Raw genomic sequence first — 21,567 nt, forward strand, 5'->3', positions numbered from 1 at the left:
CTCAGCCTCCCTCCGCGAGCGCGGCCGACAGCCGCGCGATCAACTCGTCCTCGGACATCGCCGCCAGGTCGTCGTCGGCGCCGTCCGGCACGCCGCTCACCGTGCCGTCCGGCACGCCGCTAACCGTGGTGGCCGGCCCGGTGGTCGCCGTTGTCGCCGGCCCGGTGGTCGCCACGCCCGACGGGGCCGGCGCGAGCAGCGTCAGCAGGTGATCGGTGAGCGCCGCCGCGTTGGGAAACTCGAACGTGAGCGTCGCCGGCAGGTCCACTCCCAGCGCGCGTTCCAGCCAGCCGCGCAGGCTCAGCGACATCACCGAGTCCATACCGAGGTCGAAGAAGCCCTGGTGGGCCAGCACGTCCACCCCGGACGCCTCGCCCAGCACCTCGGCAACCGCGTCGAGCACCGCCTCCAACAGGCGCTCGGCCCGCTGCTCGGCCGGCAGCGCCAGCACGACGGCGGCCAGCGGCGCGACCGGCGGTCCGGCCTCCTCCGGTCGGCCGTCGCTCGCCACGGATTCGACGCCCACCTCGGCCAGGAACGCGCGGTCGGCCCGTTCCCGGCACACCCGCAGGTACCGGGGCGCGTCCACGTCCGCCACCGTGACCTGGGTCAGGCCCGCCCGGAGCGCCACCTCGAAGGCCTCGCCCACCTCCACGCCGGCCAGCGGCCGCAGGCCGCTGTCGACCATCACCATCCGGTCCCGGCGGGACAGCTCGGCCGGGTCGTCGACGGGCATGAACCGCACCACCTGGACGGGTAGACCGGCCCGCTCCCGGGCCGTGGTCACCGCGTCGACCGCGCCCTCGGCGGCGGCCCGCGCGGCCATCCCGGTGGCCCCCCAGACCGCGGCCGCCGCGCCGGTCACGCAGAACAGCGGCGGCGCGAGGTCACGGGTCGCCAGGTCCAGCCGGTGTACGACGTCAGCCCAGCGCACGGCCGACGACACCGCGCCCTCGTCCAGGCTGTCGAGCGGGGCGGCCGGCGCGGGCATCCCGACGAGCAGCACGCCACCGAGCGGGGCGCCCAGCGCGTCCGGCGCCAGGTCGGCCGCGAGATCCGCCGCGCGGTCTGCCGTCGATCGTTCGTCCGCACCACGGTCTGTCGAGGATCGTTCGTCCCCGCTGCGGCCTGTCGCCGTGAGGTCGATGCGTCGCACCTCCACGCCGGCCGCTGCCAACTCGGCGAGCCGGACGTCCCCCGGAGACGCGCCGTCGGACGGCGCAGCGTCCAGCGGCGTGGCGTCGAGCGGCGTGGCGTCCCCGACGATCAGCCGGCGCAGGCCGCGGCGTACGAGCACGTCGACGAACGGTCGGCTGACCGGGTGCAGCGCGTCCGTCACCAGGTACCAGGCGTCCGGATCACAGTCGAGCTCGGGCAGCGCCGTCGGCAGCGGGTCCGCCGAGGACAACCGGGCCGCGTACCAAACCCCGTCGCGCCGGCACAGCTCGTCCTCGGCCGGCTGGCTTGCGGGCCCGCGCGGCGCTGTCAGCGCTCCGGCGAGCTCGGCGGCGTCACCGGGAGTCCAGCCGACGTCCTGCCGGCCCGGCTCGTCGCCCGCCTGACCCGGCTCGTCGCCCGCGTGGCCCGGCTCGTCGTCTGCTTGACGTGGCGCGGTGCCGAGCAGGTGCGGGTCGACGTCGACCAGACCGCCCCACCCGGGCGCCGCCTCCATGGCGAGCACCCGCCCGGCCGTCCACACCGCCGCCTGCGCCGCGTCCACCTCGCCGACGCCGGTCGGCTGGTACGCCCCGGCGGTGACCACACGCAACCGCCCGGGCGGCACGCCGAGGCCGACGCGAAGCTGACGGGCCGCCCGCACGACGCGCGCCACCAGGACCTCGACCGGCACACTGCCGGGCGCTGCCGCCGCGACCAGCACGATCCCGTGGTCTGGCGGAACATCGGCCCACGAGGGCAGATCGCCTTCCCGCACGCCGGCGGTCGACCTACCGCCCCGGTCGTCGTCGCGGCCCGAACCGGCGGACGGTGGCCGCCAGGTCACCTCGACGCCGGCGAGCCGCAGACCGTCGACCACCCGCTGACCCGCCTCGACGGATGCGTCCGTGAGCGGAACGACGAGCCACCGCCCGGCTGCCGCCTCCGGCGCGGGTGGCAGGACGCGACGCCAGCGGACGGTGAACGTGCGTGCGGCGCAGCGGTCCCGGACGTCGTCGGGCAGGGCGACACCGACGGACCCGCAGGCCGCCACCTCGGGTACGACGCTCGCGCCACCGTCGGCCGGCAAGGCCACGTCGGCGACGGCTTCCGTCGGGAGGGCCACGCTGGCAGCGGGCGCGGTCGAGGAGGCCACATCGGCGGCGGGCGCGGTCGAGGAGGCCACATCGGCGGCGGCTCCGGTCGGGTCCGACGTGTCCGCCCAGTGCCGGCGTCGTTGCCACGGGTAGCGCGGCAGCGACGCCCGGTACGGGCGACGACCGAACAGCCTCTCCCAGTCGATGCCGACACCGACCACGTGCAGCTGGGCGACGACGTCCAGGAATCCTTCCGGACGGCCCAGATCCGCCCCGACCGCCAGGAGGCTCGTCTCCCCTCCTTCGGCGACGGCAGCGGCGTCCGGTCCGGCGTCGACGGCGAGCCACACCCGCTCCCCCGCCGCCGCGAGCGGCGCGGCCAGCGCGTCCCAGCCGGCGGCCGGTGACCGCACGGGTACCGGGTGCGGACCGGACACCGGCCCGCCCGCCGAGGCCAGCCACAGCACGGGTGCCGCCGACGTGTCGGCGGGTGCCGCCACGGTGACCGCCGTGCCGTCGAGCGCCGCGCGGATCGCCCGCGCCCGGTCGAGCGCGCCCGCGGCGCACGCCGCTGCCAGCTCACCGGCGCCACGTCCGACGACCGCGTCGGGCCGTACCCCGTACGCCTCCCAGACGGCGGTGAGGGCGAGTTGGACGGCCAGGACGGCGGCGGGCTCGCCCCGATCCGCGGCGCCGGCGGTCAGCGCCGCACGCAGCGCGCCGTCGTCGTCGAGCGCGTCCACCGTGGCCCGGAAGGCGGGTTCGTCGCGATCGAGGGCGCGCCAGTCGATCTGCGCACGGTCCCCGTACACGAGGACCAGGCGCTCGGCCCCGCCGGACGCCGCGCCCCGGTGCGTGCCGTCGCCACCGGACAGCCCCGCGGCGAGGTCGGCGATCCCGCGACCGACCACCGCCAGCCGGTGCTCCAGGTGAGCGCGGCGGGCCGCCGCGGCGTGGCAGATGTCGCCGATGTCCACGCCGGCCTGCGCGGACAGTACGTCGGCGAAGCTCTCCCGCGCGGCGGCCAGGGCAGTGTCCCCGGCGGCCGACAGGACCAGGAGATGAGCCCGGCCGGAGATGATCGCGCCGGCCGTGGAGGACGGGGCGACGCCCGGCGTCAGGTGCCCGTTCTGCGACGCCGGGGTGGCTGGCCCGCTGAGCACCACGTGGGCGTTGGTCCCGGTGAATCCGAACGCGCTCACCCCGGCGACCCGGGGTCGCCCGCCGGTGGCCGGCCATGCCGTCGTGGACGTGGTGATCCGGACCGGCAGCCGCGCCCAGTCCACCTGCGGAGTGGGACGGGTGACGTGCAGGTGCGCGGGCAGTTCGCCGTGTCGCAGCGCCAGAGCGGTCTTGATGAGGCCGGCGATACCGGCGGCCGCCTCCAGGTGGCCGATGTTGGTCTTGACGGACCCGACCAGCAGTGGCCGGTCCGGCTGCCGCCCGTCACCGAGGGCACGGGCCATCGCCCGCAGCTCCACCGCGTCGCCGAGCACCGTGCCGGTGCCGTGCGCCTCCAGGTAGTCCACGTCCGACGGGGCGACGCCACCGGCGGCGAGCGCCGTGCGGATCAACTCCTCCTGCGCCTCGCCGCCGGGCACGGTCAGGCCGCCGCTCGCGCCGTTGTGGTTGACGGCGCTGCCACGGATCACGGCGTACACCCGGTCGCCGTCGCGCTCGGCCTGCGCGAGTGTCTTGAGCACCACCACACCGGCGCCCTCACCGCGCCCGTAGCCGTCGGCGCTGGCGTCGAAGGTCTTGCAGCGACCGTCGGGCGACAGCGCGCCCGCGGCCGACATGGCCAGGTGCACGGTGGGCCGGACCATCACGTTCACCCCACCGGCGAGCGCGACGTCGGCCTCCCCCGCGCGCAGGCTCTGCACGGCCAGGTGCACCGCGACCAGCGACGACGAGCAGGCCGTGTCGATCGCCAGACTCGGGCCGCGAACGTCCAGGAAGTACGACAACCGGCCGGCAGTGCCGCTGAAGGAGTTGCCGGTGCCGTAGTAGAGGTCGACGTCCTGGGCCCGCCGGGTGAGCAGTTGCTGGTAGTCGGTGGTGTTCATGCCGACGAAGACGCCGACGCGGGCGGACCGTCGGTGCTCCCGCGTGACCCCGGCGTCCTCCAGTGCCTCCCAGGCCACCTCCAGGAAGAGGCGCTGCTGCGGGTCCATGGCGCGGGCCTCACGGGCCGAGATCCGGAAGAACGCGTTGTCGAAGAGGTCGACCCGGTCCAGGAAGCCGCCCCGGCGGGTGACCACCGTGCCGGGTGCCCCGGGCCCGGCGCCGAGCAGCGCCTCGGCGTCCCACCGGTCCGTCGGCACGTCGCCGGTGGCGTCGACCCCGTCGGACAGCAGCCGCCAGAACTGCTCGGGACCGTCGGCCCGTGGCAGTCGGCAACCGATGCCCACGATGGCCACCGGCTCGGCCGTCCCGCGGACGACCGGTGCGACCGAAACGGCCGCCGCCGAGGCGATCGACGGTGGCTCAGTCGGGTGGGGCGGCTCAACCGGGCGCGCCGGCTCTGTTGGTTCGGCCGGAGGGAGCCCGCTGGGGAGCGCCTCGGCGACGAGGTGGTCGGTGAGGGCGTCGATGGTCGGGTGCTCGATGCCGACGGCAGCCCCGAGGACGGTCCCCAGCTCGCGTTCGAGCCGGCTGACGAGCGCCACCAGGGCGAGTGAGTCCATGCCCAGCTCGAAGAAGCCACGCCCGCGCGCCAGACGCCGGCCGGGCTCGTATCCGAGAGCCTCGGCGGCGGCGGCGTTGACCAGGGCGGCGATCCGCTCCCGCTCGACGGGTGTGCGGGCGCGGGCGCCGGTCCCGTTGGTGGCGTCGCGGCCGCCGATGCCGCTCCCGCCACCGCCGACGCCCGCGCCCGCGCCCGCGGCATCCGTACCGCTGGCAGTCGTACCGTTGGCCGCCGCGCCGTTGACACCGCCACCGTTGGCACCCGTACCGCCGACACCGGCCAACGTCTGCACGACGGTGCCGTCCGGCGCGATGAGGCGTACCTCGGCTCGCAGCTCGCCCAGCGCCACCCCGGCGACGCCAGGGGCACCCTGCGCGGAGCCGACGGAACCCGCCCCCACCGACTGCGGTGACGGCGAGGCGACGGACTCGGGGGTCGGCAGCCAGTACCGCTCCTCGGAGAGCCGGACCGGCGGCAGCGACACGTACCGCCGACCCTCGCCGTGCACCGCCGCCCAGTCCACCGCGACACCGGCGGTGTACGCCTCGGCGAGGGCTCGGGTCAGGCTCTCCACCGGCGGTCGGCCCCGCACCAGGCTGCCGATCGCCGCGCCACGACGGGAGCGCGCCACGAGTGACGCCGCCAGCGGCCCGGTCAGGACCGGGTGCGGGCCCAACTCCACGAAGACCGCCGGCCGCCGGGACAGCAGCCGGTCGATCGCCGGCCAGAACAGCACGGGTTCGCGCACGTTGCGGCCCCAGTAGGTCGGCCCGAACTCCGGTGCGACGCCGGTCGGGGCGACGCTGGACAGCATCGGCACACGCGGCTCGGCCGGTGTCAGCCCGTCGAGCCGGCGCTCCAACTCGTCGCCGTACGCCGCGACCGCCGGGCTGTGGAACGCGTAGTCGCCGGCCAGCGGCACGCACCGCACCCCGGCGGCGGTCAGGTCGGCCAGGAGCCGGTCCACGGTGGCTGCCGGGCCGGCGACCACGACCGAGCGTGGCCCGTTGACCGCGGCGATCACGACCTCGGCGTACCGCTCGACGGCGGCGGTGACCTCGTCGGCGGAGAGCGCGATCGCGGCCATCCGTCCGCTGCCGGAGGCCGGTTGCAACAGCTCTCCGCGCAGCACGATGACCCGCAGCGCGTCCTCCAGCGGCAGCGCGCCGGCGGCGCAGGCCGCGGCGACCTCCCCCATGCTGTGGCCCACGACCGAGTCCGGCGTCACACCCCACCGGGCCCAGAGCCGGGAGAGCCCGATCTGGATCGCGAAGATCGCCGGTTGGGCGAACCGGGTGTCGGACAACCGGCTGCCGGTGCGGCGGCCCAACTCCTCCAGCAGCGACCATCCGGCGATCCGCCGGGTCAGCGCGTCGCATTCGTCGAGCGTGTCTCGCACCGTCGGATCGGCGCGGTACAGGTCGAGACCCATGCCCGGGTACTGCGAGCCCTGGCCGGAGAACACCTGCACCACGTACGCCGGACCGTCGTGCAGCAATTCGCCGCTGACCGCGCCGGCGGACCGCGCGCCGGCCCGGTGATCGGCCAGCGCGCCGCGCAGGTCGGCGGCGCTCGCGCCGGTCACGGCGAGCCGGTGGGTGTGGTGGCTGCGCCGGGCGCCGACGCTGAACAAGAGGTCGCCGAGCTGGTCGGGCTCAGCGGTCGCGGGGTCGTCGAGCAGTGCCGCGTGTCGCGTGACCTGGTCGGCCAGGGCCGACTCGGTGGGGCCGGACAGCACCAGCACCGGCCACGGCACGGGCGCCGACGGCTGCGCCGCGCGCTCCTCTCCGGGCGCGGCGAGCACGACGTGGACGTTGCTGCCGGACAGACCGAACGCGCTGACGCCGGTGAGGCGGTGCGGGCTGGGGGACAACGCCGTACGGGTGGTGGGGACCGCCAGCCCGGAGTCGGACCAGCCGAACCGTGGCGTCGGCTGCGTCAGTTTGATCTGCGGCGGCACCACCCCGGTACGCGCGACCAGCAGGCCCTTGAGCAGGCCGAGGATGCCGGCGGCCGAGTCGAGGTGGCCGAAGTTGGCCTTGTGCGAACCGATGAGCAGCGGGCGCTCCGGCGCCCGCTCGGGACCGAAGACCGCCGCCAACGCGCTCAGCTCGATCGGGTCGCCCAGTGGCGTGCCGGTGCTGTGGGCCTCGACGTACTCGATGTCCGCGGGCGACACGTCGGCATCACGGAGCGCGGCGCGCAACAACTGCTCCTGTGCGACGGCGTTGGGCGCGGTGAGGCCGGCGCTGCGGCCGTCGTGGTTCGTCGCGCTTCCCTTGATCACGCCCCAGATCCGGTCGCCGTCGGCGACGGCGTCGTCGTACCTCTTGAGGACGACGACCGCGCCGCCCTCGCCGCGCACCACCCCGTCGGCGTCCGCGTCGAACGGGCGGCAGAGCCCCTGCGGCGACAGTGCCTGGATGCGTCGCATGTAGAGGGTGAGCTCCGGACCGACCATCAGGTTGACCCCGCCGGCCAGCGCGGTGTCGCAGTCGCCCGCCGCCAGGGCGCGCGCGGCGAGGTGCACCGCCAGCAGCGACGACGCGCAGGCGGCGGTCAGGGTCATGCACGGCCCGTTCAGACCGAACGTGTACGCCACCCGGCCCGAGCCGAAGCTGAACTCCTTGCCGCTGGCGTAGTGCGACCCCACGTGGTCGACGCCGAGGGTGCGGGCGTGCAGGACGGCGTAGTCCATCGCCAGGATGCCGAAGTAGACCCCGGTGTTGCTGCCGGCCCAGGCCGACAGTGGCACACCGCTGTGCTCCATGGCTCGCCAGGCGAGCGTCAGCAGTAGGCGCTGTTGGGGGTCCATCTCGCGCGCCTCGCGGGGCGAGACGCCGAAGAACTCGGCGTCGAACAGGTCGATGTCGGGCAGGAATCCTCCGACGCCGACCGTCTCGAGCGAGTCGGCGCCGGGCCGCCCGGCCGGGACGCGGCCGGTGACGTCGCGTCCCTCGTCCAGGACGCGCCACAGCGAGTCGAGGTCGTCCACGCCGCCGGGGAACCGGCAACCGACGCCCACCACCGCGATGTCGGTGGCACCTGCCCTGGCGGCTGAGCGACGGTCGCGGCGCATCCCCACGGCACCCCCCACGCGCATCCGTTCGGTGAACTGCAGCGGCCATTCCCCGCCTGATGATTTCCCTGTACGTTGAAGTACATCGGACGGGAAGCGAGATGTCAATGCTGATAGATCACGTCCTGGTTGCCGAAGAAGCACGGGACAACGGCCGTTCAGGCCCGCCGTCGTTGACGGTGTTCGGCTTTCCGGCCGCCGGTGGCTCCGCGTCGCATTTCACCAGGTGGAGCCGGTGGCTGCCGGCCGGAGTAGTCGTGGAGCCGGTGGAGCTGCCCGGGCACGGCACCCGCCGGCAGGAGCCGGCGATCGACGACTGGCCCCGGCTGGTGGCCGCCGCGTGCGACGCGGTACGCGACCGCCTGTCGGGTCCGTACGCCCTGGCCGGGCACAGCTTCGGCGCGCTGCTGGCGTACGAGGTGGCCGCGACGCTGCCGCGCACCGGCCCGGGCCCCGAGCTGGTGATCGCCGCGGGGCGCAACGGACCCACCGCCGGCCTCGCCCACCGCCCCCTGCACGCGTTGGACGACGACCGGCTGATCGAGTCGCTGGGACGTCTCGGCGGCACCCCGGCCGAGGTCCTGGCCGAACCGGCGCTGATGCGGCTCGCCCTGCCGGTACTGCGGACCGACCTGCGGCTGGCGGAAACCTACGCCCGCCCACCCCGGCCGGCGTTGCGGTGTCCGATCGCCGCGGTGGTGGGCCGCCACGATCGGATGGCCGACGCGGCGGGCGCGCTGGCCTGGCAGCAGGAGACGGTCGAACGCTTCGACCTGACCGTGGTGGACGGCGGGCACTTCATCCTCGACCATCCACAGGTCGTCGACGTGGTTACGGCGCGAGTGACCGAGCTGCTTCGGCGGGTGGGTCGACCCGGGGCCGGTACCACCAGCGGTTGACCCGCCCGGCCACCACCACCGCCAGCAGCGCGAGAACTGTCCCGGCCAGCAGGTCGACTGCGTAGTGCTTGCGCAGGTAGAGCGTGGACAGCAGCAGCCCCAGGCCGATCGGCAGGTACCACCAGAACAGGCGACGGGCGTCGCGCCAGAGGTAGACCATCAGCACGACCGTCATGGCGGTGTGCAGACTGGGAAAGAGATCCCGCGCCGGGCCCTGGACTGCGGTGATGGCGTCCAGCGCGCCACCGGTCGATCCCCCGTGACCGGGAAGCGGGTCGGCGTAGACTTCGGTCTGGTAGATGTGCGGACCCACTCCCGGCAGCAACACGTAGCCGGAGTAGCCGACGACCGCCGTGATGGAGATCGCGAGCGCGAAGTCGTGGTACTCGCGCGCACGGCCCCGCAGATACGAGAAGATCGCGTACGCCCCCTGGGACAGGCCGTAGCTCAGGTAGCAGATCGCCATGAACAGTGTCAGCGCCGGTGAGCCGAGGGTGTCGTTGAGCCAACGGCTGACGTCGCCGCCGAAGACCGCGCGGTCGAACTCGATCAGCGCCGGGTCGACGAGCGGAAAGTCGAGCTCCGGGGTGATGACGCGCAGACTCGAGTAGATCACCAGGCAGGACAGGAACGGCACCGCCGTCCTGGCCACCCCGCCGACGATCCTGGCCAGCCGCGCCGGGCCACCCGCCCGTGCCGCCGCGTCGAGCGTTGCCGCGTCCGAGGCGGCGGTACGCCGGCGGCGCGACAGCGCGATCCCGGCGATCAGCGCGCCGCCCAGCACGGCCGACGCGGCGATCAGCGCCCAGGAGACCGCGCCCGTGACGAGGGCGAGCCCGGCGACGAGCGTGAGAGCCACCGCGAAGAGGCACTCCTCCGGCCACAGCAGCGGATCGCGCCGGCCAGCGCCCCGGTCCCGTGCGACTGCCACGGGCCGGGGCGTGCCGACGGTCATGCCGTCTCGCCTTGAGGGGTCGAGGAGCGCCAGAGAACCGGGCAGAACTGCGGGTCGGTGTAGTCGGGCAGACCCGCCTCGTCACGTCGTACCAGCGAATCGTGGTTGTAGACCACGAGGTCGCCGTCGGAGCGGTGGAACCGCCGGTACCGGTTGTCACCGTCCTGCAGGTGCAGAGAGATGGCACGCCGGGGCCGCGGACTCCGGTTGGCCCCACTGCCGTGGTACGTACGGCAGTGGTGGAAACTCATGTGGCCCTTCGGGATGTGCATCGGGATCTTGTTGACCTGCGCGCCGTTGTACTCGGCGTTGTTGACGAGCAGATCCTCCAGCTCGGAACGGTCGCGCTCGGCGAAGTGCCTCGTGGTCTTGTCGTCGCCGCCGACCTCCTTCCAGGCGTGGCTGCCGTCGACCATCGTGATCGTGCCCATCTCCTCGGTGCACTCGTGCATCGGGATGAAGGCGGTCAGCATCCGCTCGGAGGTGCAGGTCTGCCAGTAGTGACGGTCGAAGTGCCAGGGCACGATGTTGGTCGGCTCACCGGGGCTCGGCGGCTTGAGGATCAACGTGCTCTGGAACACCCGGATCTCGGCCGCCTCCGCCAGCCGCGCCGCGACCGCGCCGATGATCGGCTTGCGCAGGATCGCGGCCACCTCGTCGCTCTCGTAGTGCACGTAGTCGTTGTGTCGCTGCACGTCGCCATGCTCCGGCTCCCAGTAGGCCAGCTTCGCCGGCCGCCGGGGCAACCGCCGGTCGCGGTGACCCGCGTAGAACCGCTCGCTGGCCTCGACGAGCGTGTCCACCTCGTCGTCGGTGAGCAGCTTCTGGCTGAGGTACCAGCCCCGCTCGGCGTACGACCGGACGTCCTCGTCGGTGGGCAGCGCGGCCCGCTCCTCGTCGGTCAGCGTGAATTCCGTCGTTGTCATCGCGCTCCTCTCATCGTTGATCCGTTGTGGTGACCGCCGCCGGGTCCGCCTCCCGGACCCGCGCCGTGGAGGGCGGACCGAACATCAGGCTGACGTTGTGTCCGCCGAACGCGAAGGAGTTGGACAGGACCGCGCGGGGCCGGACCGGACGCGCCTGACCCCGCACGTGGTCGAGATCGCAGGCCGGGTCCGGATCGTCCAGGTTGTGGGTCGGCGGCAGCATCCCGTACGTGACCGTGAGGGCCGTCGCCGCCGCCTCGACGGCTCCGGCGCTGCCCAGCAGGTGCCCGGTCACGCCCTTGGTGGAGCTGACCGCCGGGGCGTGCGTACCGAATGCGGTGTGGACGGCGCGGGCCTCGGCCACGTCGCCCCGCTTGGTGCTCGTGCCGTGGGCGTTGATGTAGTCGACGTCGGTGGGCGCGACGCCGGCGTCGGCGACCGCCCGGCGCATGCTCTGCGCGGCGCCGGCGCCGTCCGCCCGCGGCGACGTGGGATGGAAGGCATCGGTGGTGGCGCCCCACCCGATGATGTCGGCGTAGCCGGCGGCCCCGCGCGCGTCCGCGTGCTCGGCACGCTCGACGATCAGGATGCCGGCGCCCTCGCCCAGCACGAAGCCGTTGCGTCGCCGGTCGAACGGGCGGCTCGCCTGCGTCGGGTCGGACCAGCCGGTGGCGAGGGCCCGCGCGTTGGCGAAACCGGCGGTGCCGGTCGGCCCGAGCGGGGACTCCGCACCGCCGCACACGACCACGTCCGCGTCACCGGCCCGGATGAGCCGCAGCGCCTCCGCCACGGCGTGGGCGCCGGCGGCGCAGGCGGTCGCGATGCACGAGCTGTAGCCCTGGATGCCGAACCTGATGGCGATGCGGGCGGCCGCCATGTTGGGGAGGAAACCCGGATAGAGGTACGCGCTCACGGCGGTGCGGCCGCGCTCCTCCCGGGCCTTGGCCTGCGCCTCGTAGGTGGTCAGGCCACCCGCGCCGCTGGAGACGACAACGGCGACCCGCAGTGGGTCGACGTCGCGGCCGACCTCCAGGCCGGCGTCACGCATCGCGTCGTCGGCGGCGGCCAGAGCCATGATCAGGAACCGGTCGGCGGCCAGCACCTCGTTGGGCGGCAGCACGGTGGTGGGGTCGATGTCCGGGGCGATCCCGACCACCTCCGTGGCGGCGGCCGCGCCGTGCCCCACGGGCGGGCGCACCAGCCCGGAGCGTCCGTTGCAGATCGCCGCGAAGAAGTCCTCCACCCCCCGCCCGACGGGCGTCACCAGCCCCATGCCGGTGATGGTGGCCGAGGGTCGGGTCGATCCGGTCATGTCAACCGCCTTGTCCGCCGCCGGTCGGCGGCCTGGTCATCTCGTTGTTCGGCGTGAGCAGCAGGGCCGTCGCGCCGGAGGGCCGGGCCGGGTCGGTGTCGTGCTCCACGACGATCACCAGCGCCTCCGCCGCGTCCCCGTCGGCGAACAGGCCCTCGGCGACCGCCCGGCCCTCCCCGAAGGGATCGCCGGCCGGGCTGAGGGACACGACCGGTCCGGTCAGGGCCCACTCGGTGGCGACGTGGCCGAGAACCGAGTTCGGCACGGATTGGAAGAAGTACATCGGCGACACCCGCCGACCCCCGTCCACCTCCCCGGCGATGGCCGCCGCGGTGGCCTGGTCGGCGTACGCGCTGACCAGGACGACGGCGGTCGGCCCGGCGGCACCCGCGCCGGTGCGCCGTTGCAGGCAGCGACCGGCGACGGCCACGACGAGCGGAGGGAACGGCGAGGCGACGAACCCACGGACCGCGGGGGGCCGACCGGCGTCGCCGGGCTCGGGCCAGGCCGCGCGCGCCAGTTCGCGGACCGCGCCTGCGGCGGTGTCGAGGTCTGTCACACCGCCCCCAGCACCAGAGCGGTGTTGGCGCCACCGAACGCGAAATTGCAGCTCAGGGCGTACCGGCCCACCATCGGGCCGGACTCGCGCACCACCCGTACCGGGCACTGCGGGTCCGCCTCGGTGAAGCCGGCGTTGACCGGCAACCGGCCGGCGTCGAGGGCCAACGCGGTGACCGCGAACTCCAGCAGGCCGGACGCCTCCAGAGAGTGCCCGTGCACGGACTTGGTCGAGCTCACCGGCACCGACTCCACCGCCGCGCCGAGGCCGACGCGCAACGCGCTGCTCTCGGCCGCGTCGGCGCGTGTCGTGCCGGTGCCGTTGGCGTTGACGTACGCCAACTCCTCCGGTGTCACACCGGCCCGGGTCAGGCCGGCCCGGATGGCCGACGCCATCCCGGCGCCACCCGGGTCGGGTTGGCAGACGTGGTAGGCGTCGCCGGCCCGGGCCCAGCCGGCCAGCCGGGACCGCACCCGACCGCCCCGCCCCTGGGCACCGGCCGCCGACTCCAACACCACGGCGGCGACCGCGTCGCCCAGCAGCATGCCGCGCCGCCCGTTGCTGAACGGGCGTACGGCGCCGTCGTCGGCCAGAGCCCGGCCGGCGTCGAAGAGGGCCTGGTGGTCGGCGTCGACGAGGAAGCCCCCGGCGACCACGGCACGGTCACACCGACCCCGGGCGATCATCGAGGCGGCCTCGGCCAGCGCGGTGCTGCCCGCCACGCACGCCGACGTGTAGACCCGCGCGACGCCGGAGAGCCCGCTTCGTCGGGCGACGGTGGCGGCCAGCTCGGCCGGCCCGTTGCCCGATCCGCCGGCGCGGACCACGCTGGTGCCCGTGCCGGTGGCGAAGAACAGCGGGCACTCGGCGCGCCGGTGCGCCAACCCCGCGTCGTCACAGGCCTGCGCCACGACGGCGACCACCTCGTCGGTCAGGTCACCGGCGTCGGCGAGGGTGGCCGCCGCTCGTACCCGGCTACGGCCCGGGTCGAAGCGACGGACCTCGCCGAACGCGGGCTCTCCGGCCAGCACCGCCGCCAGCAGCGGCGCGGGGCCGCGGCCGTGGGCCGTCAGGAGGCCCAGTCCGGTGACCACGACAGTCGAGGGGGTCACTCCGACTCCGCCGCCGTCAGGGTAAGGCGACTGAGGATCTCCGCCGCACCGGTCACCGTGGACATGGCAGCCAGCTCGTCGTCGTCCAGGTCGAGGTCGAGGCCGTAGCGCCGCTCTATCTCGTAGACCAGCCGGGCGAGCTCCAACGAGTCGATGCGCTCACGCGAGGCATCGACGGTCCGGTAGCCCACGTCGGCGAGGATCGACAGGATCTCGTCGCGGCGATCGCTGTCGCCCACCGTCACTCCGCCGAAGTGGCCGGTGCGACGGGGGCGCTCCGCGCCGGCTCCGCACGCCCGGCCACCTCGGCGGCGAACCGGTCGAGCGTGTAGTCGGCCAGCTTCTCCAGCTCCTCGTCGGTGAACTTGACGCCGAAGGTGTCCTCGACGCGGACGGCGAGTTCGGCGACGGCCAGCGACTCCAGGTCGAGCCCGGCGGGACCGAGCACCGTGTCGCCGGTGACGTCGTCGACGTCGTAGTTCATCTGGGCCAGGGCATCGACGATGGACTGGCGAACCTCATCTGACATTGCTTGACTCCTCCCATGGAATGGGTCGTGGTGCGGATTGCGACGATCACCGGCGACCCCAGGGGTCGGGCGTCGGAGCATCTGGTCAGCACCGCTGCTGACCTGCTCGGCGTGCCGGCCGCCGACGTTGGCGTGGCACGGGACCAGACCGGCCGGCCGAGGCTCACCGGCGCGGCGCGCGGGTTGCACGCGAGCATCAGCCACGGACGCGGCGTGGTGGCGGTGGCCGTCTCCGTGGTGACGCCGGTCGGCGTGGACATCGAGCGCGAACGCGCGCTGCCCGGCGCCGCGTTGGCTCGGCGCTGGATGGCGCCGGCCGACGCCGACTGGCTGACCGACCAGCCGAGGTCGCTGCACACCAGCGCGTTCCTCTGGCTGTGGACCCAGAAGGAGGCCATCGGCAAGGCGCGCGGCACCGGCCTGCGCGGCGGCGGCCTCCGGCAACCGCTGATGCTGCCGACCGTCTGGCCGGACCCGCCGGGGTCGTTGCCGATGCGTCCCGTGCCCGGCAGCCAGGCCGGGGTGGCCTGCGGCGCCCTCCCCGACGGCCTGGTGCTGGCCGTCGCCGGGCAGGACCGACCGCGCGCGGACGACACGGGCGGCATCCGGCTGCTCATCGACCCACCGGAGGCGGCCGCGTCATGACGGCCTGTCGGCGGCCGGGCCACACACGTCCCGTTTCGGAGCGTCATGACGACGTCGGCTCGGCCGACGCGCTGCGCAACACGGCCACGTCGCGGACCAGCTTGCCGCTGGACGTACGCGGCAACTTCTCCAGGATCTGCCACCGCAGCGGTCGCTTGTACGGGGCCAGGACGTCCTCCAACGCGGCGTCCAGCTCGCGCCCGGTCAACGGCTTGTCGACAGCCGTGTACGCCTCGATGGCACCACCGTCGAACGTCACGACCGCCTCGGTGACGCCGGGCAGGTCGAGGATGGCCTGTTCGACTTCGGTGAGGTCGACCTTGAGGCCCCCGATGGACACCTGCGAGTCGAGGCGCCCGCGGATCGTGAACAGCCCTGTGTCGGGGTCGAGGGTGGCCGCGTCCCGGGTGCGCAGCCAGCCGTCGGACCAGCGACTCTCGTCGACGAGCCCCACGTACGGCGTGACGGGCCGACGGACCTGGAGCTCACCGTCGACGACCCGTACGTCGATCCCCGGCGCCGGGCGCAATGCGGGCCGGTGCACGCCGAACAGGTCGGTGGCGATGACGCCGACCTCGGTCATCCCGTACATGTTGCCCAGCACGGTGTCGTAGCACTCCGCGAAGCGCTCGGGGACGCCGGGCCGGACCAGCTCGCCCGCCGTGGTCATCCGGACGAACTGCGGCAACGGCCCGGCGGGGCGGCCGGCCATCAGCATCTCGAGGTGGACGGGCACACCGATCACCGTGGTCGGCGTGGAGTCCCCAGCGATGACACCCAACACGCCGCCCACCGTCATCCGCTCGGGCAGCGTGAGCGTGACCCGGGCGTGCAGGGCGTAGAGCAGGCCGCCGACCAGACCGAGCACGTGCGCCATCGACGCGAGCAGCACGAGCCGCTCGCCGGGCCGGGGCACGCCGTCGGTGAGGGTGTAGCGCTCGATCTCGGCGACGAGGTCGTCGACGGTACGGCCGATGACTTTCGACGGGCCGGTGGACCCGGAGCTGAGCTGGATGAGGGCGTGGGGTGTCGACGCCGGCCGCCCGGCCGGGCGCGCGATGACCGTCTCGTCGACGGTCACGAAGCCGCGCAGCGGCGGGAGCGCGGCGTCGACGGGTTGGACGAGGAACTGCGCGCCGACGCGCTCGAGCGCCCGCTCGACCTCGCCGCGCGACAGCCGGTGGTCGAGCAGCGTCACCTGGGCCCCGATCCGCCAGGCGGCGAGCAGGTTGGCCACGTACGCCAGCGAGGCGGGCAGTCGGAGCGCGATCGCGCCGCCCGGGCGCAGCCCGGCGTCGGTGAGCCGGGCCTGCCGGGAGGCCACTTCGGCGCGGAGTTGCGCCCGGGTGATCGGCGTGCCGAGGACGAGGCACGTCTCGTTGCCCGGCCCGGCCAGCAGGACGTCGTCGACCCAGCCCGTGCCGTGCGCGGGCAGATCGTGCCGCACAGCCGCCAGCGGCGAATCTATAGTGGACACAGGGCCTCCACGCTGCTCGAACGGCGGGCCGGCTCGACTCGACGGGTATGTACGTGCCGAACGGAGGAGTTTCCTCATCTGATGACATCCCGGTTCGATGAATTATATCGGCGCGGTCCTCACCGTCAAGCGCCCGCCGGACGGTGGCCACGTAGGTGACGCCCGAGGTGTCGCCGGCCAGGGCCAGGGCGGTGCTCGTCACCCTCTCCCTGGCCGCGTTCGCGTTCGTCACGACCGAGCTGCTGCCTGTCGGTCTGTTGACTCACCTCGCGTCCGAGCTCGACCGGTCCCGCTCGCGGGTGGGTCTGCTGGTCAGCGGGTACGCCGTCGTGGTCGTGCTGGCATCCGTACCGCTGGCCCGGATGACCCGGCGAGTCCCCCGTCGTCACCTGCTCGGCCTCACGATGCTCCTGTTCGCCGCCGCGAACGGCGCCGCCGCCCTCGCGCACACGTACGCCGTGCTGGCCGGGGCACGCCTCGGGACCGCCGCCGCGCAGGCGCTGTTCTGGTCCATCGCCACGGCGACCGTGATCGGACCCTTCCCCGTCGCGGTGCGGGGGCGGGTGGTGGCGCTGTTCGCGACCGGGGCGACGCTCGCCCCGGTGCTCGGCGTACCCCTCGGCACCTGGATCGGCCAGCAGGCCGGCTGGCGCGCGGCGTTCGCGGTGCTGGCGGGGGTCGGTCTGGCGATCGCCATCGCGGTGTTCGCCCTCCTGCCCACCTGTCCCCCGGCGGCCGGTGGCGGCGCTCGGGGCACGGCACCCGACGGACGACGCTTCGCGGTGTTACTGGCCGCCACCACCCTCGGTATCGGCGGCTTCCTGACTCTGCAGACCTACATCACGCCGTTCCTGCTCGACGTCAGTGGCTTCACCGAAGCGGCCCTGACGCCGCTGCTGTTCACCTCCGGCGTCGCGGGCGTCGTCGGCACCCTGCTCGCGGCCCGAACCCTGGACACCCGGCCGGTCGCCTCGCTGGTGACGTCGCTGGGTGTCGGTGCGGCCGCGCTGTTCGGCATGTACGGACTCGGCACGCTCCCGCACGGCGCGGTCGTCTGTCTCGCCGGGCTCGGCCTCGCCTACGCGGCGTTCGCCTCCGCCGTGCAGAACCGGATGCTGCATCTGGCTCCCGGCAGCACCGACATCGCCTCGGCCGGCGTCAGCACCGCGTTCAACGTCGGCATCGCCGGTGGTTCTCTGCTCGGCGGCGCCCTTCTGCCCACGTCGGGGGCACGCGTGCTCGCGCTCGTCGGTGGGCTGCTGACGGTGGCGGCCCTCGTGCTGCTCACACGGGATGCGAGCCGACGACGCTCGGGCTGAGGGCAGCGCGGTCCGACCGACTCCAGAAGGTGTCAACTGGCGGTCGTCAGCATGTCCACGTAGAAGGCAATCCCGCCCCGAGGACAAGGCTCCATGACCACAGAACACCACACCCGGCTCCAACCGGCTGCGCCCGACATCCACGACGCGCCGGCGCGGTCGGCCAGCGCGGCGCGGCCGGTTCCCCGCCCGGCGTTGACCCTCTTCGCGCTGGCGTTGGGCACCTTCGCCATCGGTACCGGCGAGTTCGGCAGCAACGGGATCCTGCAACTCTTCGCCGCCGACCTGGGCACCTCCATCCCGGTCGCGACGTACGCGATCAGCGCCTACGCCTTCGGCGTCATGATCGGCTCGCCGGCGATCACCCTGCTCGCGGCCCGCGCCAACCGCCGTACCCTCCTGCTGGGTCTGATCGCGTTGTTCCTGGTCGGCAACGTCCTGTCGGGCCTGGCCCCGAACATCGCGACCCTCGTCGTCTTCCGCTTCATCACGGGGAGCGTGCAGGGCGCGTTCTTCGGCGCGGGGGCGGTCGTCGCCGCGTACGTCTACGGTCCCGGCAAGGGTGGCAGGGCGTTCGCCACCGTGATGGGGGGCCTGACGGTGGCCACCATCCTGGGGTCGCCGCTCGGCACCCTCGTCGGCCAGCAGGCCGGGTGGCGGGCGACCTACTGGACCGTGGTCGGTCTGGGTCTGCTGGCTGGCGCGGCGCTCCTGGCCTGGTTGCCGCGCACCGACGACCTGCACGGCAGTTCGGTGGCGCACGAGCTCGCCGCCCTCCGACGACGGGAGGTGTGGCTCATGGTCGCTGTCGCGGCGCTCGGCATCTCCAGCATCTTCGCCGTCTACACCTTCATCGGGCCGTTCGTCACCGACGCGGCACGGGAGAGCACCTCGCTCATTCCGGTCGCCCTGGCCGTCTTCGGCCTCGGCATGGCGTTCGGGAACTACGTCGGTGGTCGCGCCGCCGACCACGACGGCAGCCGGCCGCTGATCTACGGCTTCAGCTACGTCCTGGTGATGCTCGTGGCCATCGCATTCACCGGTCGGGAGATCCTGATCCTCCTGCCGGCGCTGTTCGGCGTCGGCGCGACCATGATGTTCGCCATCCCGGCCATCCAGGTACGGCTGACCCAGTTCGCACCCGACGCGCCGACCCTCATGGGCGCGCTCAACCTGGCGGCCCTCAACCTTGCCAACTCGCTCGGCGCGATCGGCGGCGCCGTGGCCCTCGGCGCCGGGTGGGGAACCCTCTCCACGGTGTGGGCAGGGTTCGTCCTCACCAGCGCCGGACTGGTCCTCTACCTCACCACCGTCGGTCGGACCAGGCCAGCCGTCACGCCCGCGTAGTCGTCGACCGGCGTCGGCCACAGGTTGGCCGACGCCGGTCGCGGTACGCAGCCCGACAGGGCGAACGCGCGGTGTCCCCCGGCGATCAGTGGGCGGTTCCGTCCGCCTGGCCTACGGTGCCACGCAGCTGACTCCAGGGGCGGCCATCCGCGCCGGGAAGCCGGGTCGTGGCGAAGCGCTGGTCGACCTCGGCGAGCTGCTCCGGCGTGGGGTTCGGACCCAGGCTGCCGAGTTCCTCGAAGAGTTGCTCGTTACCGGCCGGCGCGCTGACGAACAGCAGCCTGCCGCCGGTCGGGGTGACGAACGTGTGGTAAGCGCCCCGCGGCACCACGACAGTGGTACCCGGACCACCGGAGAATTCGGCGCTGCCCACCCGGAAGTGGTACTCCCCTTCGAGGACGTAAGCGATCTTCATGAAGTCCTGGTGCGCGTGGGGTGGGTTCTCGCCGATCACGTCGTGATGGAACAGGAAGGCACCCAACGCCCCATCCACCTCGGCGCCCCGGACGAGGATCTCCGGCCGGTGCGGGCCGCCGAGTTCGATCACCTTCCCCTCGCCAGGCTGGACCGCCCACCCGTCCCGGCCCCAGATCGTTTGGTGTGTCAAGGCTGCCCCTCTTTCGTGTCGTCCACAGCGCGTCTACTCAACGCCGGGGCACACGATTTCCAGTGACCAACAAGTTACCGCTGGCCGCGGCCCTCGCTACGGTGAAGCCACCGAAGCCACCCGGCCGGAGATGTTGACCCAGTCAGTAAGGGTCCAGTCTTCGTCAACACCGGCCATCTATCGTGCGAGGGTGAGCACCGGAGACGCCGACGGCCCTGTCCTCGACGCCGAACAGTTCGACCGCCTCGCCGGCTACGGCACCGAGGAGGAGGTCCGCCAGGGTGAACACCTGTACGCCGCCGGCGACAGCTCCTACGACTTCTTCCTGCTGCGTACCGCGACTGCCGAGGCGGTCCGCAACGCGACCGCGTTGGAGCCCGAACGGCTGATCTACCGGCGGGGGCCGGGTGAGTTTCTCGGCGAACTGAGTCTGCTGACCGGGCAGCAGGTGTTCCTCACGGTGCGCGTCGTCACGGCCGGGACGGTCGTCCGGATCACCGCCCCTGAGCTGCGGCGCGTGCTCGCCGACCAGGTCGACATCGCCGACGTCCTGATCGAGACCTTCCGGGCCCGGCGTGAGCTGATGCGCGGCGCGGCCGGCAACGCCCTGGAGATCGTCGGTCGGCCGAACGTGGCCGAGTCGCTGGAGCTGCGGACGTACGTGAACCAGATGCTCCTCCCGCACGCCTGGCTCGACGTGGCATCGCTGCCCGGGCGGGCGCTGATGCGGGCGGAGGGCGTCGGCGAGGACGACCTACCGGTCGCGGTCACCAGCAACCGAGTACTGCGCCGCGCCACTCCCGGCACGCTCGCGGAGGCGCTCGGTCTGACCTACGCCGCCACGGCGCGCGATCCCGACCTGGTCGTGGTCGGCGCCGGGCCGGCCGGGCTGGCCGCGGCGGTGTACGGCGCCTCCGAAGGTCTCGTCACGGTGCTGCTGGACGGTACCGGCCTCGGCGGCCAGGCGGCCAAGAGCGCGCGCATCGAGAACTACCTCGGCTTTCCCGAGGGTGTCAGCGGGGAACGGTTGGCCCGGTTGGCGATGCTCCAGGCGTTGAAGTTCGGCGTCCAGATCTACGCGCCGTGCGCGGTGGCCGGCCTCGACGTCTCCGACGAGAGGCGTCCCGTCGTGGAGTTGGAGGACGGGACCCGGATCGGGACCTCCGCGGTCATCGCCGCCACCGGAGCGCGTTACCGACGTCTCGACATCGAACGGTGGGCGGAGTTCGAGCGCAGTGGCTGCGTCCGGTACGCGGCAACCGAGCTGGACGTGCGGGGGTACGACTCCCAGCCGGTCGCGGTGTTGGGCGGGGCCAACTCGGCCGGGCAGGCGGCGCTCTCCCTGGCCGCGCGCGGCTGCTCCGTGCACCTGGTGGTACGCGCGGCCGACCTCGGGGCGAAGATGTCGGCGTACCTGACCGACCGGATCCGGGCCCATCCCCGGATCACCGTTCACACCGGCAGCACGCTGCGGGAGCTGCACGGGGAGGACACCCTGAGGGCGATCGTCGTGTCGGAGGAGGGTGATCCCACGCGGCTGGACTGTCGGGGGCTGTTCTGCTTCATCGGTGCCGAACCGGAGTCCCGGTGGATGAAGGGCATCGCGATGGATGACAGTGGTTTCGTGCTGACCGACAGCCGACTGCCCTCCGGCACGCACGACGCGCCCCTGCCGTTCCAGACCAGCGCCGCCCGCGTCTTCGCGGTGGGTGACATCCGCTCCGGTTCCACCAAGCGGGTGGCGACCGCCGTCGGCGAGGGGGCCGGCGCGGTGTCCGCGGTCCACACCGTGCGGGCCCGCTGAATTCGCGGCCAGCCACCCGAGGCCCCGTCCGGCGGGCGGTGACGCCCACCGGACGG

At 73.6% G+C, this 21,567-nt stretch carries 15 protein-coding genes; 5 read left to right on the forward strand and 10 right to left on the reverse strand.

All coding sequences use genetic code 11. From position 1 onward, the window contains the following. Position 1 precedes the first annotated feature (1 nt). A complete protein-coding gene (locus ACQPZK_RS19145; protein WP_433534301.1) occupies positions 2 to 8,020 on the reverse strand; it encodes a type I polyketide synthase in 8,019 nt (2,672 codons plus the stop codon). 107 nt (positions 8,021 to 8,127) lie between these two features. On the opposite strand from ACQPZK_RS19145, the gene ACQPZK_RS19150 reads away from it, so the two are divergent. Then, complete coding sequence (locus ACQPZK_RS19150) at positions 8,128 to 8,919, forward strand: thioesterase II family protein (protein ID WP_433534302.1); 792 nt, start codon at positions 8,128 to 8,130, stop codon at positions 8,917 to 8,919. Here ACQPZK_RS19150 and ACQPZK_RS19155 read toward each other — a convergent pair. The 7 genes from ACQPZK_RS19155 to ACQPZK_RS19185 are packed head-to-tail and all read right to left on the reverse strand — an operon-like array spanning position 8,852 to position 14,312. Continuing rightward, the gene (locus tag ACQPZK_RS19155) at positions 8,852 to 9,874 is read right to left on the reverse strand and encodes a phosphatase PAP2 family protein (protein ID WP_433534303.1); all 1,023 of its coding nucleotides are present in this window, start codon (positions 9,872 to 9,874) and stop codon (positions 8,852 to 8,854) included. The two genes, ACQPZK_RS19150 and ACQPZK_RS19155, sit on opposite strands and share 68 nt — an antisense overlap. Next, positions 9,871 to 10,800: a phytanoyl-CoA dioxygenase family protein gene (locus tag ACQPZK_RS19160; protein WP_433534304.1), complete on the reverse strand. Its 930-nt coding sequence runs from the start codon at positions 10,798 to 10,800 to the stop codon at positions 9,871 to 9,873. The genes ACQPZK_RS19155 and ACQPZK_RS19160 overlap by 4 nt, the downstream gene beginning before the upstream one ends. Positions 10,801 to 10,810: 10 nt before the next feature. Continuing rightward, complete coding sequence (locus ACQPZK_RS19165; protein WP_433534305.1) at positions 10,811 to 12,112, reverse strand: beta-ketoacyl-[acyl-carrier-protein] synthase family protein; 1,302 nt, start codon at positions 12,110 to 12,112, stop codon at positions 10,811 to 10,813. 1 nt (position 12,113) lies between these two features. Then, positions 12,114 to 12,671, reverse strand: coding sequence for a beta-ketoacyl synthase chain length factor (locus ACQPZK_RS19170; RefSeq protein WP_433534306.1), 558 nt, complete (start codon positions 12,669 to 12,671; stop codon positions 12,114 to 12,116). Continuing rightward, positions 12,668 to 13,783 carry a beta-ketoacyl synthase N-terminal-like domain-containing protein gene (locus ACQPZK_RS19175; protein WP_433534307.1) on the reverse strand — a complete coding sequence of 372 codons (1,116 nt, stop codon included), beginning with the start codon at positions 13,781 to 13,783 and terminating at the stop codon, positions 12,668 to 12,670. Before ACQPZK_RS19175 ends, ACQPZK_RS19170 begins: the two co-directional genes overlap by 4 nt. Next, positions 13,780 to 14,022: a hypothetical protein gene (locus ACQPZK_RS19180; RefSeq protein WP_433534308.1), complete on the reverse strand. Its 243-nt coding sequence runs from the start codon at positions 14,020 to 14,022 to the stop codon at positions 13,780 to 13,782. The genes ACQPZK_RS19175 and ACQPZK_RS19180 overlap by 4 nt, the downstream gene beginning before the upstream one ends. Positions 14,023 to 14,024: 2 nt before the next feature. Beyond that, entirely contained in the window at positions 14,025 to 14,312 is a 288-nt protein-coding gene (locus tag ACQPZK_RS19185) for an acyl carrier protein (RefSeq protein ID WP_357125188.1), read from the reverse strand. A 15-nt stretch (positions 14,313 to 14,327) separates the two neighbouring features. Between ACQPZK_RS19185 and ACQPZK_RS19190 the strand changes: the two genes are divergently transcribed. Continuing rightward, positions 14,328 to 14,957, forward strand: a complete 630-nt coding sequence (locus ACQPZK_RS19190) for a 4'-phosphopantetheinyl transferase family protein (protein ID WP_433534309.1) — start codon at positions 14,328 to 14,330, stop codon at positions 14,955 to 14,957. Between the two features lie 43 nt (positions 14,958 to 15,000). On the opposite strand, the gene ACQPZK_RS19195 is transcribed toward ACQPZK_RS19190, so the two are convergent. Beyond that, positions 15,001 to 16,425, reverse strand: a complete 1,425-nt coding sequence (locus tag ACQPZK_RS19195; RefSeq protein ID WP_433539250.1) for a class I adenylate-forming enzyme family protein — start codon at positions 16,423 to 16,425, stop codon at positions 15,001 to 15,003. A gap of 164 nt (positions 16,426 to 16,589) precedes the next feature. On the opposite strand from ACQPZK_RS19195, the gene ACQPZK_RS19200 reads away from it, so the two are divergent. After that, positions 16,590 to 17,753, forward strand: a complete 1,164-nt coding sequence (locus ACQPZK_RS19200; RefSeq protein ID WP_433534310.1) for an MFS transporter — start codon at positions 16,590 to 16,592, stop codon at positions 17,751 to 17,753. A 93-nt stretch (positions 17,754 to 17,846) separates the two neighbouring features. After that, positions 17,847 to 19,100, forward strand: coding sequence for an MFS transporter (locus ACQPZK_RS19205; RefSeq protein WP_433534311.1), 1,254 nt, complete (start codon positions 17,847 to 17,849; stop codon positions 19,098 to 19,100). An 85-nt stretch (positions 19,101 to 19,185) separates the two neighbouring features. Here ACQPZK_RS19205 and ACQPZK_RS19210 read toward each other — a convergent pair whose 3' ends face one another. Continuing rightward, positions 19,186 to 19,647 (reverse strand): cupin domain-containing protein, encoded by a 462-nt coding sequence (locus ACQPZK_RS19210; RefSeq protein WP_433534312.1) that lies wholly within the window; start codon positions 19,645 to 19,647, stop codon positions 19,186 to 19,188. A gap of 250 nt (positions 19,648 to 19,897) precedes the next feature. Between ACQPZK_RS19210 and ACQPZK_RS19215 the strand changes: the two genes are divergently transcribed. Then, positions 19,898 to 21,511 (forward strand): FAD-dependent oxidoreductase, encoded by a 1,614-nt coding sequence (locus tag ACQPZK_RS19215; protein ID WP_433534313.1) that lies wholly within the window; start codon positions 19,898 to 19,900, stop codon positions 21,509 to 21,511. Positions 21,512 to 21,567: the final 56 nt, after the last annotated feature.

The organism is Micromonospora sp. CA-249363 (genome assembly GCF_050950185.1).
Taxonomy (GTDB): Bacteria; Actinomycetota; Actinomycetes; order Mycobacteriales; family Micromonosporaceae; genus Micromonospora.